General features: G+C 61.3%; 12 protein-coding genes. 6 read left to right on the top strand and 6 right to left on the bottom strand.

Annotated features, from left to right (window positions below):
• The first annotated feature begins 52 nt into the window (after positions 1 to 52).
• Genes BLU11_RS05945 through fabI form a run of 6 tightly spaced genes read left to right on the top strand, consistent with a single transcriptional unit; the run spans position 53 to position 8,294 of the window.
• On the top strand, positions 53 to 1,888 hold the full coding sequence (locus BLU11_RS05945; protein WP_090272502.1) for an extracellular solute-binding protein: 1,836 nt from the start codon (positions 53 to 55) through the stop codon (positions 1,886 to 1,888).
• A gap of 19 nt (positions 1,889 to 1,907) precedes the next feature.
• On the top strand, positions 1,908 to 3,731 hold the full coding sequence (locus BLU11_RS05940; RefSeq protein WP_090272501.1) for an extracellular solute-binding protein: 1,824 nt from the start codon (positions 1,908 to 1,910) through the stop codon (positions 3,729 to 3,731).
• Positions 3,732 to 3,734: 3 nt separating this feature from the next.
• Complete coding sequence (locus BLU11_RS05935) at positions 3,735 to 4,808, top strand: microcin C ABC transporter permease YejB (protein ID WP_090272500.1); 1,074 nt, start codon at positions 3,735 to 3,737, stop codon at positions 4,806 to 4,808.
• A 4-nt stretch (positions 4,809 to 4,812) separates the two neighbouring features.
• A complete protein-coding gene (locus BLU11_RS05930; RefSeq protein WP_090272499.1) occupies positions 4,813 to 5,844 on the top strand; it encodes an ABC transporter permease in 1,032 nt (343 codons plus the stop codon).
• The gene (locus BLU11_RS05925; RefSeq protein ID WP_090272498.1) at positions 5,841 to 7,481 is read left to right on the top strand and encodes an ABC transporter ATP-binding protein; all 1,641 of its coding nucleotides are present in this window, start codon (positions 5,841 to 5,843) and stop codon (positions 7,479 to 7,481) included. The genes BLU11_RS05930 and BLU11_RS05925 overlap by 4 nt, the downstream gene beginning before the upstream one ends.
• A gap of 12 nt (positions 7,482 to 7,493) precedes the next feature.
• Positions 7,494 to 8,294: an enoyl-ACP reductase FabI gene (fabI, locus tag BLU11_RS05920; RefSeq protein ID WP_090272497.1), complete on the top strand. Its 801-nt coding sequence runs from the start codon at positions 7,494 to 7,496 to the stop codon at positions 8,292 to 8,294.
• Between the two features lie 118 nt (positions 8,295 to 8,412).
• Here the strand turns inward: fabI and BLU11_RS05915 are convergent, their stop codons facing one another.
• From BLU11_RS05915 to hupB, 6 genes are all read right to left on the bottom strand, one after another.
• A complete protein-coding gene (locus BLU11_RS05915) occupies positions 8,413 to 9,834 on the bottom strand; it encodes an efflux transporter outer membrane subunit (RefSeq protein ID WP_090272496.1) in 1,422 nt (473 codons plus the stop codon).
• Entirely contained in the window at positions 9,831 to 12,929 is a 3,099-nt protein-coding gene (locus BLU11_RS05910; RefSeq protein WP_090272495.1) for an efflux RND transporter permease subunit, read from the bottom strand. Before BLU11_RS05910 ends, BLU11_RS05915 begins: the two co-directional genes overlap by 4 nt.
• Positions 12,929 to 16,018 (bottom strand): multidrug efflux RND transporter permease subunit, encoded by a 3,090-nt coding sequence (locus BLU11_RS05905; protein ID WP_090276280.1) that lies wholly within the window; start codon positions 16,016 to 16,018, stop codon positions 12,929 to 12,931. The genes BLU11_RS05910 and BLU11_RS05905 overlap by 1 nt, the downstream gene beginning before the upstream one ends.
• A 70-nt stretch (positions 16,019 to 16,088) precedes the next feature.
• A complete protein-coding gene (locus BLU11_RS05900) occupies positions 16,089 to 17,252 on the bottom strand; it encodes an efflux RND transporter periplasmic adaptor subunit (protein ID WP_090272494.1) in 1,164 nt (387 codons plus the stop codon).
• Between the two features lie 242 nt (positions 17,253 to 17,494).
• Positions 17,495 to 19,381, bottom strand: a complete 1,887-nt coding sequence (locus BLU11_RS05895) for a SurA N-terminal domain-containing protein (RefSeq protein ID WP_090272493.1) — start codon at positions 19,379 to 19,381, stop codon at positions 17,495 to 17,497.
• 222 nt (positions 19,382 to 19,603) lie between these two features.
• A complete protein-coding gene (gene hupB, locus BLU11_RS05890) occupies positions 19,604 to 19,876 on the bottom strand; it encodes a nucleoid-associated protein HU-beta (protein ID WP_036992334.1) in 273 nt (90 codons plus the stop codon).
• Positions 19,877 to 19,947 lie beyond the last annotated feature (71 nt).

The following is a 19,947-nucleotide window of genomic DNA, read 5'->3' as shown; positions in this document are numbered from 1 at the left end:
ATGTTAGCTTAGGGTCTGTTACCCCCAAGCCCCTCCGGTTACGCGATAGTCCATGATCTTGCCGTTGAAACTGCTGTACGCCCTCCTGCTGACCATCCTGCTCTGCCCGGCGGCAAGCGCGACCGTCTATAAGCAGCACGGCTACGCGGTATTCGGCCAACCCAAGTATCAGAAGGACTTCACCCACCTCGATTACGTCAACCCGGATGCGCCCAAGGGCGGCACGCTGCGGATCATGGGCAGCGGCACCTTCGACACGGTCAATCCTTACACCCTCAAGGGCACCAGCCCGATCAGTACCGGCAACTTCTATCAGTACGGCATCAACGAACTGAACGAGCCGTTGATGGCCGGCAGCGGCATCTATGACCCCTCGGGCGATGAGCCCTATTCCGCCTATGGCCTGATTGCCGAGACCCTGGAGTTCTCCGATGATCGCAGTTGGGTGGTCTTCAATCTCAGGCCGCAAGCGCGCTTTCATGACGGCCGTCCGATTACCGCCCATGACGTTGCCTTCAGTTACCGCCTGTTGAGCAAGGAAGGCCATCCGAACTACCGCGCCATGTTGCAGGATATCGAACGTATCGATCTGCTGGGCACGCACCGTATCCGCTTTATCTTCAAACGGGCGAATAATCCGCTGCTGATTCTGCGCCTCGGTGAGCTACCCGTGCTGCCCGAGCATTATTGGCGCGACCGCAGCTTCGGCGACACCACCTTCGAGCCGGCGTTGAACAGCGGTCCCTATCGGATCACAGAGGTGGTACCGGGCCGGCGACTGGTTTACCAGCGGGTCAAGGACTACTGGGCCAAGGACCTGCCGATCAATCGTGGAAAATACAATGTCGACCGCATGGAAGTGGAGTTCTATCGCGATAACAACGTCGCCTTTGAAGCCTTCAAGGCCGGCGAGTTCGACATCTACCTGGACCACAAGGCCAGCAACTGGGCCAATGCCTATGATTTCCCCGCGGTGGCGTCAGGATCCGTGGTCAAGCGCGCCATCGAACATGAGATTCCGGCTTCGACCCAGGCGTTGTTTTTCAATACCCGACGCAACCCCTTCGATCAACGACTGGTGCGCCAGGCACTGGGTATGTTGTTCGATTTCGAATGGTCGAATCGAGTGCTCTTCTATGACGCCTACCAGCGCGCTCTGAGCTATTACCCGAACAGTCCCTTCAGCGCTACGGAGCTGCCCTCCGGTCAGGAATTCCTGTATCTGAATGAATATCGTGACCAACTGCCAAAGGCGCTTTTCCTGCAGCCGTTCAATCTGCCGACAACCGATGGGCGCGGCATTCCGCGGGCAACCCTGCGTAACGCTGTGGATCTGTTTGCCGAGGCTGGCTGGCACTTGAAGAACGGCCGCCTGCAAAACAGCGAAGGTCGGCCCCTGACGTTCGAGATATTGCTGGTCAACCCGAGCCTGGAGCGCATTCTGTTACCTTATCGCACCAATCTCGCGCGCCTGGGTATCGACCTGCGTATCCGCACCGTGGATCGGGCACAGTACAAGGCGCGTCTCGACCAGTTCGATTTCGACATGATTCTCACCACCCTGCCCCAGGGCCTGTCGCCGGGACAGGAACAGCACGTTTATTTCCACTCATCCCAGCGCCACGTCAAGGGCAGCCGCAACTATGCCGGCATCAGCAACCCGGTGGTGGATGACCTGCTGGACACACTGCAGGCCGCTGACACACGCACAAAACAGATTGCCGCAGCCAAAGCGATAGATAGGGTGTTGTTATGGGAGCACTATACAATCCCGAACTGGTATATAAACTACCATCGCATTGCCCATCGAAGTACGCTGCGGTCATTGACGACACCACCCTACTCATTGTCCATCCGCAGTTGGTGGATAGATAACAAGAGCGACTGAACAAGGAAAGGCCACCTCGATGTTCGACATGTTCAAAACCTGTTTGGGATGCCTGCTGCTGGCAGCATCAACGGCCGCGGTCGGCGGACATGCATTGACGCTCTACGGCGAGCCACCGAAATACCCTGAAGATTTCGCCCACTTCGATTACGTCAATCCCCAAGCCCCCAAAGGTGGCACCTTGCGGCTTTCGGGTTTTGGCAGCTTTGATTCCTTCAACGGCTTTATCAGCCGCGGCACCGCGGCCGACGAACTCGGCCTGATCTACGATACCCTTACCGTGCAGTCACTGGATGAGCCCTTCTCCGAATACGGCCTGCTGGCCGAGCGCATCGAGCGAGCACCGGATAATACCTGGGTGCGCTTCCATCTGCGCCCTGAGGCGCGCTTTCATGACGGCGAGCCGGTCACCGCGGCCGATGTGGTATTCACCTTCAATATCCTGGTGGAACAGGGTGCGCCTTTCTACAAAGCCTATTACGCCGATGTGAAAGAGGTGGTGGCTGACAGCGAGCGCAGCGTGACCTTCCACTTCCACCACGGCAACAACCGCGAGCTGCCCATGGTGCTGGGGCAACTGCCGGTGCTGCCGGCACATTACTGGGCCGAGCGGGACTTCTCCCGCAACGGCCTGGAGCCACCACTGGGCAGCGGCCCCTACCGCATCGGCCAGGTGCGCCCCGGCCGCTCGGTGAGTTTCGAGCGGGTCACCGACTACTGGGCAGCCGAGCTGCCGGTGCGCAAGGGCTTCTACAACTTCGACCGCGTGGTGGTGGACTACTACCGCGACACCGGCATCGCCCTGGAGGCGTTCAAGGCCGGCCAGCTGGATTTCAACCTGGAGTTCAGCGCCAAGAACTGGGCGACCGGCTATGACAGCCCGGCCCTCAGTGAAGGGCGCATCATCAAGGAAGAGATAGCCAACCAGAACACCCAGGGTATGCAGGGATTCATCTTCAACCTGCGCAAACCGTATTTCCAGGATATCCGCGTGCGCCAGGCGATCGCCCTGCTGTTCGATTTCGAATGGGCCAATCAACGCCTGTTCCATGGCGCCTACACCCGCAGCGCCAGCTACTTCGGCAACTCCGAACTGGCTGCCGAAAGCCTGCCCGGGGAAGATGAACTGGCACTGCTGGAACCATTGCGCGAGCAACTGTCCAACACTGTGTTCGACAGCGCCTACATACCGCCGCAGACCGATGGCAGCGGCAGTATCCGTGACCAGCGGCGCCAGGCCTACGAGCTGCTGCAGGACGCAGGCTGGCGGATCGAGAACGATCAATTGATCAATGCCGAGGGTGTGCCGCTGAGCTTCGAGTTCCTATTGATTCAGGCTGATTTCGAGCGCGTGCTGCTGCCTTTCAAACGTAACCTGGCCTCCTTGGGAATCGACATGCAGCTGCGCCGCATCGATGTCTCGCAATACGTGAACCGGCTGCGCTCGAGAGATTTCGACATGGTCGTCACCGGCTTTTCCCAATCCAATTCACCGGGTAACGAACAGCGGGAATACTGGCACTCCAGCAGCGCCGACAACCCCGGCAGTCGCAACCTGATAGGCCTGCGCGATCCGGCCATCGACCAACTGGTGGAAGGTCTGATCGTCGCCGACTCACGCGCCGAGCTGATCACGCACACCCGGGCCCTGGACCGCGTGCTGCGCGCCGGGCACTATCTGGTTCCCAACTACCATACGCCGGTCTACCGGGTGGCCTATTGGGACAAGTTCGCCCACCCCGCACAGGCGCCCAAGTACGACGTGGGCATGTATACCTGGTGGGTGAAACCCGGCGCGCCTGAGCCGGTGTCGGTATTGCCGACCCCAGAGCAGGAGCCCTGAGCCATGCTCGCCTACATCATTCGACGCCTGCTGCTGATCATCCCTACCCTCTTCGGTATTCTGCTGATCAACTTCCTGATCATCCAGGCCGCCCCCGGCGGCCCGGTGGAGCAGATGATTGCCAACCTCGAAGGCTTTGAAGGTGCTACCAGCCGCATTGGCGGCAGCGCCCAGGGCGAGGTCTCCAGTGGCGGCAATTACCGGGGAGCCCAGGGTCTGGATCCGGAAATCATCGCCGAGATAGAAAAGATGTACGGCTTCGACAAGCCCGCCCATGAACGCTTCTGGCTGATGATCAAGGGCTACCTGACCTTCGACTTCGGTGACAGCTTCTTTCGCGATGCCAGCGTCATCGACCTGATCATCGAGAAGATGCCGGTGTCCATCTCATTAGGGCTGTGGACCACCCTGCTCACATATCTGATCTCCATCCCGCTGGGCATTCGCAAGGCCATTCGTCACGGTTCGGCATTCGATGTATGGACCAGTTCGCTGATCATTGTCGGTTACGCCATCCCCGGCTTTTTGCTGGCGATCCTGTTGATCGTGGTGTTTGCCGGTGGCAGCTATTTCGACTGGTTCCCACTGCGCGGGCTGACCTCCAACAACTGGGAAGAGCTGGATACCTGGGGCAAGATCACCGACTACCTGTGGCACCTGGTGTTGCCGATTACCGCCATGGTCATCGGCAGTTTCGCCACCCTGACCATGCTCACCAAGAACTGCTTTCTCGATGAGATCGGCAAGCAGTACGTGACCACCGCACGTTCCAAGGGCCTGTCCGAGAATCGCGTGCTCTACGGCCACGTATTCCGCAACGCCATGCTGCTGATCATCGCCGGTTTTCCCTCGGCGCTGATCAGCGTGTTTTTCACCGGCGCGCTGCTGATCGAGGTGATCTTCTCGCTGGACGGGCTGGGCCTGCTCGGCTTTGAAGCGGCCATCAACCGGGACTACCCGTTGATGTTCGGCACCCTGTACATCTTCACCCTGCTCGGGCTGGTAGTGAAGCTGATCGGTGACATCGCCTACACCCTGGTCGATCCGCGCATCGACTTCGAAAGCCGGGAGGGTTGAGTCGATGTCGCGTTTTCAGTTGTCACCGCTCAACCGCCGGCGCTTCGCCCGCTTCCGCGCCAATCGCCGCGGCTGGTGGTCGCTGCATGTGTTTCTGGTGCTGTTCGTGCTGAGTCTGGGGGCCGAGTTTCTGGCCAACGACAAGCCACTGCTGCTGAGCTACCAGGATGAACTGTATTTTCCGGTACTCAACCGCTACGCGGAAACCGAATTCGGCGGGGAATTCCCCATCGAGGCCGATTATCGCAGCCCTTATGTGCGTGAGCTGATCGAGGAGTCAGGCGGCTGGATGTTCTGGCCGCCCATCCCCTACAGCTATGAAACCATCAACTACGACCTGCAATTGCCCGCCCCCGCGCCGCCGTCATCTGACAACTGGCTGGGCACCGACGACCAGGCCCGGGATGTCATGTCGCGAGTGATCTACGGCTTCCGCATCTCGGTGCTGTTCGCCCTGACCCTGACCATCCTCAGCTCGATCATCGGCGTCATTGCCGGTGCCGTTCAGGGGTTTTATGGTGGCCGCATCGATCTGTTCGGCCAGCGCTTCATTGAAGTCTGGTCGGGCCTGCCGGTGCTCTATCTGCTGATCATCCTGGCCAGCTTCGTGCAGCCGAACTTCTGGTGGCTGCTGGGGATCATGCTGCTGTTCTCCTGGATGGCCCTGGTAGATGTGGTCCGCGCCGAATTTCTGCGCGGGCGCAATCTGGAATATGTGCGTGCCGCCCGCGCGCTGGGAGCCAGCAATGGCAGCATCATGTTCCGGCATATCCTGCCCAATGCCATGGTCGCCACGCTGACCTTCTTTCCGTTCATTCTGACCGGTGGCGTCATCACCCTGACCTCGCTGGACTTTCTCGGCTTCGGCCTGCCGCCCGGCTCGCCGTCACTGGGTGAGCTGATTGCCCAGGGCAAGGCCAACCTGCAGGCGCCCTGGCTGGGTCTGACCGCCTTTGTGGTGCTGTCAGTCATGCTGTCGCTGCTGGTATTCATTGGCGAAGCCCTGCGCGACGCTTTCGACCCGAGGAAATCATGACCGAACAGCCATTGATACGGATCGACAATCTCAGTGTCGCTTTCGCCAGTGAAAAGCAGGAGATTCAGGCCGTACGCGGTGTGAGCTTTGATATTCGCCCGGGCGAGACACTGGCGCTGGTCGGCGAAAGTGGTTCGGGCAAGTCGGTGACCGCGCATTCCATCCTGCGCCTGCTGCCCTACCCCCAGGCCAGACACCCCAGTGGGCGCATTCTGTATCGAGATCAGGATCTGCTCGGCGCGTCGGAAAAGCAGTTGCGCAAGGTGCGCGGCAACCGCATTTCGATGATCTTTCAGGAGCCGATGAGCTCGCTGAATCCCTTGCATACGGTGGAGCGGCAGATCAACGAGGTGCTCTTTCTGCACAAGGGCCTGGACAAGAAAGCCGCCCGAGCCCGAACCCTGGAATTGCTGGAGCTGGTCGGCATTCCGGAGCCGGCCAAGCGCCTGAGCGCCTACCCCCACGAACTGTCCGGTGGCCAGCGGCAACGGGTGATGATCGCCATGGCCCTGGCCAACGAGCCGGAGCTGCTGATCGCCGACGAGCCGACCACCGCGCTGGACGTCACCGTGCAGCTGAAAATCCTCGAATTGCTGAAGTCGTTGCAGCAGAAACTCGGCATGGCGCTGCTGTTGATCAGCCACGACCTCAACCTGGTGCGCAGAATTGCCCATCGAGTATGTGTCATGTATCAGGGTCGGGTCGTCGAAGAGAACGATTGTGCAGAATTGTTTGCCCGACCGCAGCATGAATACACGCAGCGGCTGCTGGCTGCCGATCCGTCAGGCAAGCCGGTAGAAGCTGACACTGCGGCCCCGGTAGTGATGCGTGCCGAGCAACTGCGGGTATGGTTTCCGATCCGCCAGGGCGTGTTCCGGCGTACCGTAGATCACGTCAAAGCGGTCACCGATGCCACTTTCAGCCTGCAACGCGGGCAGACCCTGGGTATCGTCGGTGAAAGTGGCTCAGGCAAGACCACACTGGGCATGGCGCTGCTGCGGCTCACGGACAGTCAGGGCCTGATAGAATGCAACGGCCAGCGACTGGATGGACTCGATCAAAATGCGGTTCGCCCGGTACGCAGGCAGTTTCAGGTGGTATTTCAGGATCCCTTCGGAAGCCTGAGTCCGCGCATGTCAATCGCGCAGATCATCAGTGAAGGCCTGGATATTCACCGCATCGGCAGTGCGCCGGAGCGCGAGCAGATGGTGATTCAGGCCATGCAGGAAGTTGGCCTGGACCCAGAAAGTCGGCATCGCTATCCGCACGAATTTTCGGGTGGGCAACGTCAGCGCGTCGCCATCGCCCGGGCGCTGGTGCTGAAGCCGTCATTGATTTTGCTGGACGAGCCAACTTCGGCGCTGGATAGAACGGTGCAGAGCCAGGTGGTCGAGTTGCTGCGCGAGCTGCAACGCAAGCACAATCTGAGCTATCTGTTCATAAGCCACGACCTGGCGGTGGTCAAGGCCCTCAGTCATCAGCTGATGGTCATACGCCGGGGCGAAATTGTAGAACAGGGACCGGCTGAGCAGCTCTTTGCCGCACCGCAGCATGACTATACCCGTCAGCTGCTCGAGGCAGCGTTCGCTCACCCGGTATCCGATAAGTCGGCCTCGATTGAGGCCCCCTTTGAATAACAGGAAACAGACATGGGATTTCTAAGCGGAAAGCGCGTACTCATCGTTGGCGTAGCCAGCAAATTGTCCATCGCCTCGGGTATTGCTGCGGCAATGCACCGTGAAGGCGCTGAGCTGGCCTTCACCTATCAGAACGAGAAACTCAAGGGCCGCGTCGAAGGCTTCGCTGCCGACTGGGGTTCCAGTGCTGACATGTGCTTCCCTTGTGACGTCGCCGATGATGCGCAGATCGAGCAGGTGTTCACCGAGCTGAGCCAGAAATGGCCGGATGGTATCGACTGCATCGTGCATTCGGTCGGTTTCGCTCCCGGCGATCAGTTGGATGGCGACTTCACCGAAGTAACCACCCGCGAGGGCTTCAAGATTGCCCACGACATCAGTGCCTACAGCTTTGTCGCATTGGCCAAGGGCGGCCGCGAAATGCTGAAGAAGCGTCAGGGCAACCTGCTGACCCTGACCTACCTCGGCGCTGTGCGCACCATGCCCAACTACAACGTCATGGGCATGGCCAAGGCCAGTCTGGAAGCCGGCGTGCGTTATCTGGCCAACAACCTGGGCGAGGACGGCATCCGCGTCAACGCCATTTCTGCCGGCCCGATCCGTACTCTGGCCGCCTCCGGCATCAAGAGCTTCCGCAAAATGCTGGCTTACAACGAAGCCCGCACCCCGCTGCGCCGCAACGTGACCATCGAAGAAGTCGGCAACGCCGGCGCCTTCCTGAGTTCCGATCTGGCTTCCGGGATCTCCGGTGAGATCCTGTACGTGGACGGTGGCTTCAACATCACCGCCATGGGCAGCGTCGATCAGGAATAAAGCCTACCGGTAAGCGCCCCGCCCTAAACTGTCGCGGCGGGGCGCTGTATTGGTTTTCTGGCAGGTGCGGGGTCTTCGCACGGTCGCAGGTAGGCAGTCCCCAGGTTAAAGCGCAGGCTTACTCTCCCGTCACTGATTGAATCACCGGATCATCCAGATCCCAGCCGCCACCGATGATTGCTGCCAACTGCAGCGTGGCTGCCAACCTCTCGGCATGGATGTCCACTGCCACCCGCCGGGTGCTCAGGGTGGTGTTCTGCGCTGTCGCCACCTCCAGGAAAGAGACCTGCCCCGCTCGATAGCGGTTGGTGATCACCCGTTCGTTCTCCAGTGCCAGTTGCAACAGAGCATCCTGCTGCTCGGTCTTCTCGGCCAGGATCTGCAGCGTGGCCAGGGCATCCTCGAGCTCCCGCAGGCTATCGAGCACGGTCTGCCGATAGAAGGCTGCCTGTTCATCGTACTGCGCGATGGCCATGTCCCGGGTGGCCGCGCGCCGACCGCCGTCGAACAGTGTCTGGGCCAGACTCGGCCCCACTGACCAGACCCTGGCCGGTGCATCGAACAGCCCACTGAAACTGCCGCTCTGCACGCCGCCCCAGAGATCCAGGCTCAGGTCCGGCAGCCAGGCGGTCTGGGCCACACCGATGCGCGCATTGGCTGCGACCACCTGGCGCTCGGCGGCGACCACATCGGGTCGCCGGGCGATCAGCACGGCCGGCAGGCTCTGCGGCAGAACAGGGACAGCCGGCAGGCGCTCACCTTGCTGTTCCAGGCTGAGTTCGGCCGGGGCGATGCCCAGCAAGGCCGCCAGCGCATTCTGCTCCCGGGCGCGCGCGGCCTGCAGGTCGTACATCTCCGTACGCAGCGACTGGCGCTGAGTCTCGGCCTGGATGACGTCGGCGCAGGACACAATACCGGCTTCATACTGGTTGCGGGTCAGGGTCGCGGACCGGTCGTAGGCCGCCATGGTTTCGTTGAGGATCTCCTGCTGACGATCCAGTGCGCGTACATTGACATAGGCGCCGGCCACCGCCACCTGAATCGCAAGCCGGGCCGCCGCCAGGTCCGCAGCGCTGGCCTGCAAACCTGCCTCATCGGCCTCGATCCCCCGCCGCACCCTCCCCCACAGATCCGGCGCCCAGCTGAACTGCAGGCGGGCATCGTACTGCTCGGAAGCAGACCGCTCGATTTCGCCACTGCCGCCACTGCGGGTCGCCCCCAGGGTCGCCTCCAGCTCCGGGCTCAAGCCGCCGCGGGACAGGCGCCACTGTGCTTCGGCGGCGCGAAAGCGGGCCTCGGCCTGAGCAAGGGTCTGATTCGCCCGGGTGCTGCGCTCCACCAGAGCACTCAGGGTGTCGTCATCGAATGCCCGCCACCAACTGCCGCTGGCCTTCCAGCTCTGCGCGGGCATCGGCTGCCAGCCGTCCTGGTATCTGACAGCGGCGGTATCCGCAATATCGGGCTGAATATAATCCGGCCCCAGAGTACAGGCGGACAGCAGAATGACAAACAGCGGGACAGACAGTGGTAGTATTTTCATGGCGAAGGATTCATCGAGTCGACCGGTTGCTCCCGGTTGCGCAGCACCCGCTGCCGCAGGCGCTCCAGATAGAGATAGATGACAGGTGTGGTATACAGCGTCAGCAACTGGCTGACTGCCAACCCGCCGATAATGGTGATGCCCAACGGCCGACGCATCTCCGCGCCTTCGCCGAAGCCGAGCACCAGCGGCACCGCACCGAGAAGCCCGGCGATGTTGGTCATCAGGATGGGCCGCAGCCGCAACACCGCCGCGTGACGAATAGCTGCCCGGGGCGCCAGACCGTCACGGCGCTGGGCCTCGAGGGCGAAGTCGATCATCATGATGGCATTTTTCATCACCACACCGATGAGCAAAAACAATCCCAGCAAGGCGATCAAGCTGAAGTGGGTACCGCTGAGATGGAGCGCCAGCAAGGCACCGACGCCGGCCGACGGCAGGGTCGACAGAATGGTCAGCGGGTGCAGGGTACTTTCATACAGCACCCCGAGCACCAGATACACCGCCAGCACCACCCACAACAGCAACCATGGTTGATTGAGATTGACGCTGAAATCCGGTCGCCCGGATGATGCCGGTACCGTATGCACGCTGCTCGGCAGCATGACCTCACCGAGCATACGGTCAATCGCCTGCTCGGCTTCATAGGCTGTCACACCGGGCGCCAGGGCATAGCCGACACCTACCGAGGCGAACTGGCCGTCATGCCGCACCCGGTCGCTGGCCATGCCGTAATCCCAGCGGGCGAAGGCGGATATCGGTACGCGCGTGCCGACATCGGTGATCACCTCGATCTGCCCCAGCACAGCCGGGTCCTCGGTGTAGCGCGGGTCGAGTTCCATCACCACCCGGTACTGGTTCAGCTCGTCGTAGAGGGTCGCCACCTGGCGTTGGGAGAAGGAGTTGTTGAGTACCGAGGCGATCGTGGCCATATCCACACCAAGGCGTCGGGCCGCCTCCCGGTCGATATCGAGCATCACCTGGCGAGTCTCTTCGCCGCCGGCCGCGTCAACGTCCACCAGTTCAGGCAAGTCCTGCATGGCTACGGATACCCGTTGCGACCAGAGCTTCAGCGCCTCGAGTGAGTCGGAGCGCAATACCACTTCATGCTCGCTGCGCCGGAACGGCGAGCCCAGGTAAAGATCCTGATCGACCATCAGTATCATCATGGCACCCGGGATCTGCGGTGGATTCTGCCGCAGCCGTTCGACCACCTGCTGGGCCGAGACGCCACGCTCCTCGAGCGGTTTGAGGTTGATCGACAGCTGGGCGTTGGTGGTGCCGCCGGCGCCGCCGCTGGTACCGGTAAGATCCTGTACCGCCGGGTCGGCCAGAATGAACTGGCGGTAGGCTTCAATCTTCGGCTGCATGACCCGGAAGGAAAAGCCGTCGTCACCGCGCACAAAACCACGAATCTGTCCGGTGTCCTGTTGTGGCAGGGTTTCCTTGGTGATATTGACGTACAACCAGGCATTGCAGGCGATCACCGCTGCCAGCGCCAGCAGGACCAGCACGCCATGGCGCAGCGCCCAATCGAGCGTTCCCTGGTAGCCGTCTCGCAGCGCACTGAACAGACTTTCGCTATAGCGCGCTACCGCGCCAGGCTCCCGCTCGGCCCGGCTCTTCAGCCACAGCGCGCACAGGCTGGGAGTCAAGGTCAGAGAGACCAGCAGAGAGATGAGCATGGCCGCCGCCAGCGTAATGGAGAACTCGCGAAACAGCCGCTCGACTATCCCGCCCATGAACAGGATGGAGACGAACACCACCACCAGCGCCACGTTCATCGCCAACAGAGTAAAACCCACCTCCCCGGTGCCCTTGAGTGCGGCCTGAAAGGGCGTCAGGCCATTCTCGATATGCCGCTCGACGTTCTCCAGCACCACGATGGCATCGTCCACCACCAGCCCGGCGGCGACGATCAGCGCCATCAACGACAGATTGTTGAGGGAAAAACCGTAGAAATACATCACCACAAAGCTGCCGACCAGCGACACCGGTAACGCCACCGAAGGAATAAGCGCGGTGCGCGCGCTGCCGAGGAACAGCCACACCACCAGCACCACCAGCACCGAGGCGAGCAGCAGAGTGAACTGAGCTTCGTTCAAGGTGGCGCGGATGACCGGCGAACGATCCATGACCACGGCCAGCTCGCTATCGACCGGCATCAGCGCCTGCAGTTGCGGCAGCTGTTCATGGATAGCATCGATGGTGCGCACCACATTGGCGCCACTCTGCCGGCTGATCATCAGGATCACTGCCGGGTCATGGTTGTGAAAACCGCTGGTGTAGCGGTTCTCCACCGAATCGGTGACCGTGGCCAGGTCGCCCAGCCGTACCACCGCACCGTCGCGATGGCGGATTGTCAGTTCACGGTACTGTTCTGCCGTCCGCAGCGAATCGCTGATGCCTACCCGCCAGCGATGTTCGTCATCCTCGATGAAGCCCAGTGGATACAGCGCCGTACTCTGGATGATGGCGTTGCGCACCTCATCCAGGGCAATGCTGTTGTGCAGCAATGCGCCGGGGTCCAGCTGCACTCGCACCGCCGGCAGCGAGGCGCCGGTGACGCTCACCTCCCCCACCCCGCTGATCTGCGCCAACTTCTGCGCCAGGATGGTCGAGGCCGCATCGTAGAGGTCGCTGGAATCCAAGTTGGCTGAACTGAGCGCCAGGGCCATGATCGGCGCCTGGGAAGGATTGACCTTGCGGTACTCGGGGTTACCCGGCATGCCGGCGGGCAGCTCGCCGCGGACCGTATTGATGGCGGCCTGCACCTCCCGCGCGGCCTCGTCGATGTTGCGGTCCAGTTCGAACTGCAACATGATCTGGGTGGAACCCTGGTTGCTGCTGGAGGTAATGGCAAGCACCCCGGAAATACTGCCCAGCGCGCGCTCCAGCGGCGTGGCGACCGTGGTGGCCATGCTTTCCGGACTGGCCCCCGGCAGGCTGGCGCTGACCGTAATGACCGGGAACTCCACTTCCGGCAAGGGTGCCACCGGCAGCAGGCGCCAGGTCAACAGGCCGCAGGTCAGCAAGGCCAGAGCCAGTAGACAACTGGCAATCGGCCGACTGACGAACAGGCGCGCAGGATTCATCAGCCCTGACTCGCTGCATCGGTATCCGCCTGGGTACGGCGGCGCCGGCTGAGCCGGTCAAAGAACAGGTATACCACCGGCGTGGTGAACAGGGTCAATACCTGGCTGACCAGCAAGCCGCCGACCATGACCAATCCCAACGGCTGCCGAAGTTCGGCCCCCGAGCCACTGGCCAGCATCAGGGGCACCGCACCGAACAGCGCCGCCAGCGTGGTCATCAGAATCGGCCGGAAACGCAGCATCGCCGCCCGGTGAATCGCCTGCCGCGGCGCCATGCCCTGATTACGTTGAGCCTCAAGCGCAAAATCCACCATCATGATGCCGTTCTTCTTCACCAGACCGATCAGCAGTACCACCCCGACCACCGCGATCATATCCAGCGCCCGGCCGCTGACCAGCAGCGCCAGCAAGGCGCCGACGGTTGCCGATGGCAAAGTGGAAAGAATGGTGATGGGATGGATGGTGCTCTCATAGAGCACACCCAGCACGATGTACATGGTTAACACCGCCGCCAGAATCAGCCACAGGGTATTGGACAGCGAGGCCTGGAAGGCTTGCGCCGCACCCTGGAAGCGGGTCTCGATTTCCGTCGGCATGGCCAGCTCCCCGCTGACCTGCTCGATCGCTGCAACCGCCTGGCCAAGTGAAGTCTGTGGCCCCAGATTGAAGGACACCGTGGCCATCGGAAACTGCCCCTGATGGCTGATCTTCAGCGGCGTCGCGCGCTGCTGCAGCCGCGCCACCGTGGCCAGGGGCGCCTGGCCACCCGAGGCGGTGGGTACATAAATACTGCGCAGCGCGTCCGGGCCCTGAGCCAGTGCCGGGTCCATCTCCAGCACCACCCGATACTGATTCGCCTGGGTGAACAGGGTCGAGATCTGTCGCTGCCCGAAGGCGTTCTGCAGTACTTCGGCAATGGCCGAGACACTGATACCCAGACGCGCTGCAGCGTCGCGGTCGATTTCCAGATAGAGCTCCTGGCCCCGGTGCTGCAGATCGGATGCCACGTCGATCAACTCCGGTCGCTGACGCAAAGCATCCACAAGGCGTGGAGCCCACTCACCGAGGGTCTCGCTGTCGAGACTGGTGAGAGTGAATTGATACTGGGTGCGGGCAACCCGGTCTTCGATACTCAACTCCTGCACCGGTTGGAACCAGGCCTCGATACCCTCGATCTCGGCGGCACGCTGACGCAGCCGCTCGATGACGCTGAATACCGATTCGCTGCGTTCGCTGTGTGGCGGCAGGTTGATGAACATCCGCCCGCTGTTGAGACTGCTGTTGGTGCCATCCACGCCGATGAAGGAAGACAGACTGACCACCCCGGTATCATTTAGCAGCGCCGCGGCCAGGGCCTGCTGCCGCTCGCCCATGGCGCTGAAGGAAATCTCCTGGGGGGCTTCGGTCACCACCTGGATCACGCCGCTGTCCTGCACCGGAAAGAAGTCCTTGGGCACCGCCAGATACAACAGCGCAGTCAAACCGATGGTCGCCAGCATTACCAGCAACATCAGTGGCTGACGATCCAATGCCCAGTCGAGCAGTTCGCCGTAACAGCGGATGGTTCTGCTCATCAGACTTCGCCCTTCGGCCTGCTCGTCATGGACCAGCGGCTGGCGCAGCATCCGCGCGCACATCATCGGCGTCAGGGTCAGGGACACGACCAGCGAGATGGCAATGGCCACCGCCAGGGTCACGGCAAATTCGTGGAACAGTCGGCCTACCAGATCGCCCATGAACAGCAGCGGGATCAATACGGCGATCAGCGACAGGGTCAGCGAGATCAGAGTGAAGCCAATCTGCGCCGCCCCCTTGAGCGCGGCCTCCATTGGCGACGCGCCCTGCTCGCGGTGCCGGGCGATGTTCTCCAGCATGACGATGGCGTCATCCACCACGAAGCCGGTGGCAATGGTCAGCGCCATCAGCGTCAGATTGTTGATGGAAAACCCCATCAAGTACATGAAGCCGAAGGTGCCTACCAGCGACAGCGGTACGGCTATGCTGGGGATAATAGTGGCGGGAATGCTGCGCAGAAAGGCGAAGGTCACCAGCACCACCAGCAGGATGGCGAACAGCAACTCATGCTGCACATCGCGCACCGAGGCGCGGATGCTCTGGGTGCGGTCGGTGAGCACAGTTACATCCACCGCTGCCGGCAGGGTCGCGGTCAGTTGCGACAGCAGTGCCTGCACCCGGTCCGCCACATCAATGACGTTGGCGCCGGGCTGGCGCTGCACATTCAGCAGCACCGCCGGCTGGGTGTCTGCCCAGGCCGCAAGAAAACGATCCTCGGCGCCGTCGACAATAGTGGCCACATCACCCAGGCGCAGCGCGGCGCCATCCTGCCAGGTAAGAATCAGATCCCGGTAGTCCTGCACCGAGCGGATCTGATCGTTGGCATCCAGCATGGTGGTACGCAGGGGGCCATCAAAGCTGCCTTTGGGCTGGTTGACGTTGGTAGCGGCGATGGCCGCCCGCACATCATCAAGACTCAGGCCACGGGCGGCCAGTGCTGCCGGATTGGCCTGGACCCGCAGCGCCGGTCGCTGGCCGCCAGCCAGGCTGACCATGCCCACCCCGGATAACTGGGCGAGTTTCTGGGCCATACGGGTGTCCACCAGATCATGGATCTCGGGCAGCGGCATGGCGTCGGAGGTGATAGCCAGAGTGAGAATGGGCGCATCGGCCGGGTTGACCTTGCGGTAGATGGGTGGTGCGGGCAACTCATTGGGCAGCAGACTGTCGGCAGTATTGATTGCCGCCTGTACTTCCTGCTCCGCGACGCCGAGATCAACCTCCAGTGCGAACTGCAGGGTAATCACCGAGGCACCGGCAGAGCTGGTGGAGGACATCTGCTTGAGGCCGGGGATCTGCCCCAGATGGCGCTCCAAGGGTGCGGTAATAGTGCGAGCGGTGACGTTCGGCCCGGCACCGGGCTGGAAAGTGAATACCTGGATGATCGGATAATCCACCTGCGGCAGCGCCGCTACTGGCAACAGGCGCCAGGCAATAACGCCCGTGATGAGAAACGCCAACATCAGCAGCGAGGTGGCGACCGGTCGCAGGATGAAGGGACGCGACAGGCTCATCATCTGCCGCCGGCCTCAACCAGCTGCGCCGCTCCCGGTCGCGTGGCGGCGGCCACCGACAAGCCCTTCATCAACCGGCATCCTCATCACTGATCACCACCTCGCGGCCATCGCGCAGCCGGTCGAGCCCTTCCAGCACCACCAGTTCCTGTTCCGCCAGTCCATCGGTCACCGCTACCCGGCCATCGGCGCTCGCGCCGAGCTTGACCAGCCGGCTGTAGGCCTTGCTTTCCTCCGGTTTCACCACATAAACATAGGTACCGCGGGAGCCGAACTGCACCGCATCCGCGGGAATGGTGACCACCGAGGGCAAGGTATGCAGTCGCAGGCGCACGTTGACAAATTGATTGGGGAACAGGTCGTCATCCTCATTCTCAAACAGCGCTTTGACTCGCAGGGTGCCGGTGGCGATATCTATCTGGTTATCCAGGGTGTGCAACCGACCATTGGCAAGTGTCTGCTGCTCGCTGCGATCCAGCACCTGCACCGCCAGTTCCTCGCCGCTGGCCGCAGCCCGACGCAGGGCTGGCACATCAGGCTCCGGCACAGTGAACTCCACGGCGATCGGGCGCATCTGGGTAATGCTCACCAGGCCTTCGGTATCGCCGCTGCTCACCAGGTTGCCAGCATCCACCCGGCGCAATCCCAACTTGCCGGCAATGGGCGCCTCGATGTGGGTCCAGGACAACTGCAGGCGGGCATCCTCGACCTGGGCCGCGTTCGCCTTGAGGGTACCGCGCAGCTCCTCCACCAGCGCGCGCTGGCTGGTCAACTGCTGACGGGCGATGGAATCCTGTTCGAACAATCCTTCATACAGTTCCAGATCCGCCTGGGCGTTGGCCAACTGCGCCTGGTTCTGCTGGGCCAGACCTTCGGCCTGAGCCAGCTGCGCCCGGTAGGGCGATGGATCGATCTCGGCCAGCAAGGTGCCCCGCTCCACCTCGGCGCCTTCGGTGAACAGCACCCGCGTAAGTTCGCCGTCGACCCGGCTGCGCACTGTTACCGTGTTAAGCGGGGTGACAGTGCCGATGGATTTGAGCTGCACATCAAGGCTGCCACGCTCGACCTGTACTACCCGCACCGGGGTCGGCTGGTTCCAGGCACTGCGCTGGGGTGGCGGCACCGAAGCCGGGTTCCTTGCCAACAGATACCAGATCCCGGCCAGAACCAGCAGCAATGCCAGAATACCGATCAGACGTTTATGGCGGATGGATAATGACGGGGAGTCGGTCATGGAAAACACAAACCCAGAATGAGAGGAAACGAAAAGCCCCACGTCGACGCACAATCACCTTGCGCGGCCGTGTCGGCAGCTCAATGATGGCGGGCAAGCGGAGCAGCGGCAACAGTAAATGATCAATATGCCACTTGCAAAGGATTCTTCTTACCAACAACGCCCGATATCAGCCTCTTTGCGGACATAAAAAAACCGCATATCCGAGGACATGCGGTTCTTTCGTTCGGCCCGGGCTGCTATCAGAAGCGCTCGATATCAGCCTCGGATTGCAGGTGCTGCTGAACACCCGCAAAATCCTGCTCACCGGTCTGGCCAGCGATGTATTCGTCATACATAGGTGAGTCGGCCTCAGCCAGCGCCTCCTTCGGCGTCGACACGCCCCGCAGTTCAACGATCCACTGGCCGCCGTCAGGCTGACGGAAATGCGCGTAGCGCGGGCCGGCATCCGGCTTGGGCATGGTGAACACGTTACGCAGCAGTGCCTGAGCGATGTCTCGGTCGGAGCGACTGGCGGCCTCATGAATCAACCACTGCTGATCCAGTTCCGTTGCCAGTGTCGAGCTATCCAGCTCGCCCTGCCCCAGCTGCTTCACCCAGTTTTCAGCCTGTGCAGCCGCCTGTTCGGTGGCTTTACGGAACTGCAGCAGATCGGCAATTTCAGCACGAACTTCCTCCAGCGGACGCTGTTCCGGACGCAGGTGCTCCTTGACCCGTACGACGGCTACCGTGTCGGCATCCAGCTCGATCAATTGGCTGTTACGCCGATCAACCAGTACTTCCTCGGAAAAGCCCGCAGCGATAATTTTCGGGTTGGCAGCCAGACCTTCTCCACCGGAGCGCTCCAGCGGCCCCAGGGTTTCAATCTCTGTGTTCAGCACGCGTGCCGGCTCGGCGAGATCCTCGGACTCGTAAGCCAGGTTGGCCAGCTCCTGAGCCACCTCGACAAACCGGCGCTCCACGGCCTCGGTTTTCAATTCCTGCTCCAGCGTCGGACGCATGGACTCCAGCGAGGGCACTTCCGGTGACTGTAGGTCGGTGAGTTTGATCAGATGGATGCCGAAGCGGCTGCGCACAGGCTCCGATACCTGATTCTCCTGCAGAGCAAACAAGGCATCGTCGAAAGCCGGATCGAAACTGCCATGTTCGACATAACCCATATCACCACCGTTGTTCACGGTACCCGGGTCATCCGACACTTCCCGGGCCAGCTCGGCAAAGTCTTCGCCGGCATCCAGGCGTGCCTTGATGGCTTCAGCCTGTTCGCGGGCAGCCGCTTCGTCACCGTCTTCAATTTCGATCAGAATGTGCGCGGCGCGGCGCTGTTCGGTCAGGTTTTCGGTTTCACGTAGATACAGCGACTCAAGCGCCGCCTCATCCACCTGGGCATCATCGAAGAAATCACTGCGCGACAGCGTCAAGGTTTCCAGGATCACCTGCTCGGGGCTGAGGAAATCGGCCAGATTGTCGTTGTAGTACTCTTCCACTTCCGCCTCGATCACCTCGACCCCTGCGGCATCGGCGTCCAGCTCGAGCACTGCGAAATCACGGCTCTGGTTCTCCAGGCGGGCGAGCATCTGGCGCTCAGCCGGGGTGGCAAAAGCAGTAGCCTGATAGGCATTGCGCAGCTGTGCAAGCATCAACTCCTGGCGTACCAGATCGCGGAAGGCCATGCGTGAGCTCAGGCCCATGTTGCGGATCACGATATCGAAGCGGTTGGCGTCAAACTGGCCATTGACCTGAAAGTCTGGCGTATTCAACAGCATCTGATCGACCATCTGTTCGGAGACGCGCAGATCGGCATCGCGGGCTCCCTCCAGCAACACGGCACGCTGTATCAGCCCCTGCAGAACGGAGTCACGCAGCAACTGCTCATCAATCATGTCGGGGTCAAACTGCTCGCCCAGCTGCTGTAACTGCTGGGTCAATTGGCGGCGCTGCAGGGAAACGGCCTGCTCGAATTCAGCCGTGCTGATCACGGTTCCGTTGACCTCAGCCGCTTTATCGTCATTGCTGGTGAAACGGCTTATCGACTCCCAACCGGTCAACGCAAAAACCAGCACAATGACGCCGACGATCACTTTCGCGACCCAGCTTTGCGCCTTGTCCCTCATATTCTGCAGCATCATGCCCCCAAATCTTCTTGTCAGCCGCCTGTGGTACCAGACGACAGAACCGGCAGATCACGCGAACCTGCCGGTCCATCCTTATCCTGTACAACAAAAAAAGGCGCACCTGATTGATGCGCCTTTCGGGAACTGACTGAACCTCTGTGTCTTGTTGCTGACCAGGAGTCCAAAAGCATGCCGCACAGTGTCGTGGCGGCATGTCCTGTCAGTTACAGGACGCTATCAGTTGACGGCGTCCTTGAGTGCTTTACCAGCCTTGAAGCCGGGAATCTTGGCAGCGCTGATTTCAATCGGCTCGCCAGTTTGCGGGTTGCGACCGGTGCGGGCAGCGCGCTCCTTGACAGCAAAAGTACCAAAGCCTACCAGAACAACTGAATCACCTTCTTTCAGAGCACCAGTGACGGACTCAATGACGGCGTCCAGAGCACGACCGGCAGCAGCTTTCGGAATATCGGCAGATGCAGCGATTGCATCGATCAGTTCAGACTTGTTCACTCTAAGTCCCCTTATCTATTTCAATGAGTTGTTTAGTCGTTATGTAAGCTTGTGGTTCTAGCAACGCTGTA

Source organism: Halopseudomonas litoralis (assembly GCF_900105005.1).
GTDB classification, from domain to species: Bacteria; Pseudomonadota; Gammaproteobacteria; order Pseudomonadales; family Pseudomonadaceae; genus Halopseudomonas; species Halopseudomonas litoralis.
This window is presented reverse-complemented; position numbering and strand designations above follow the sequence as displayed.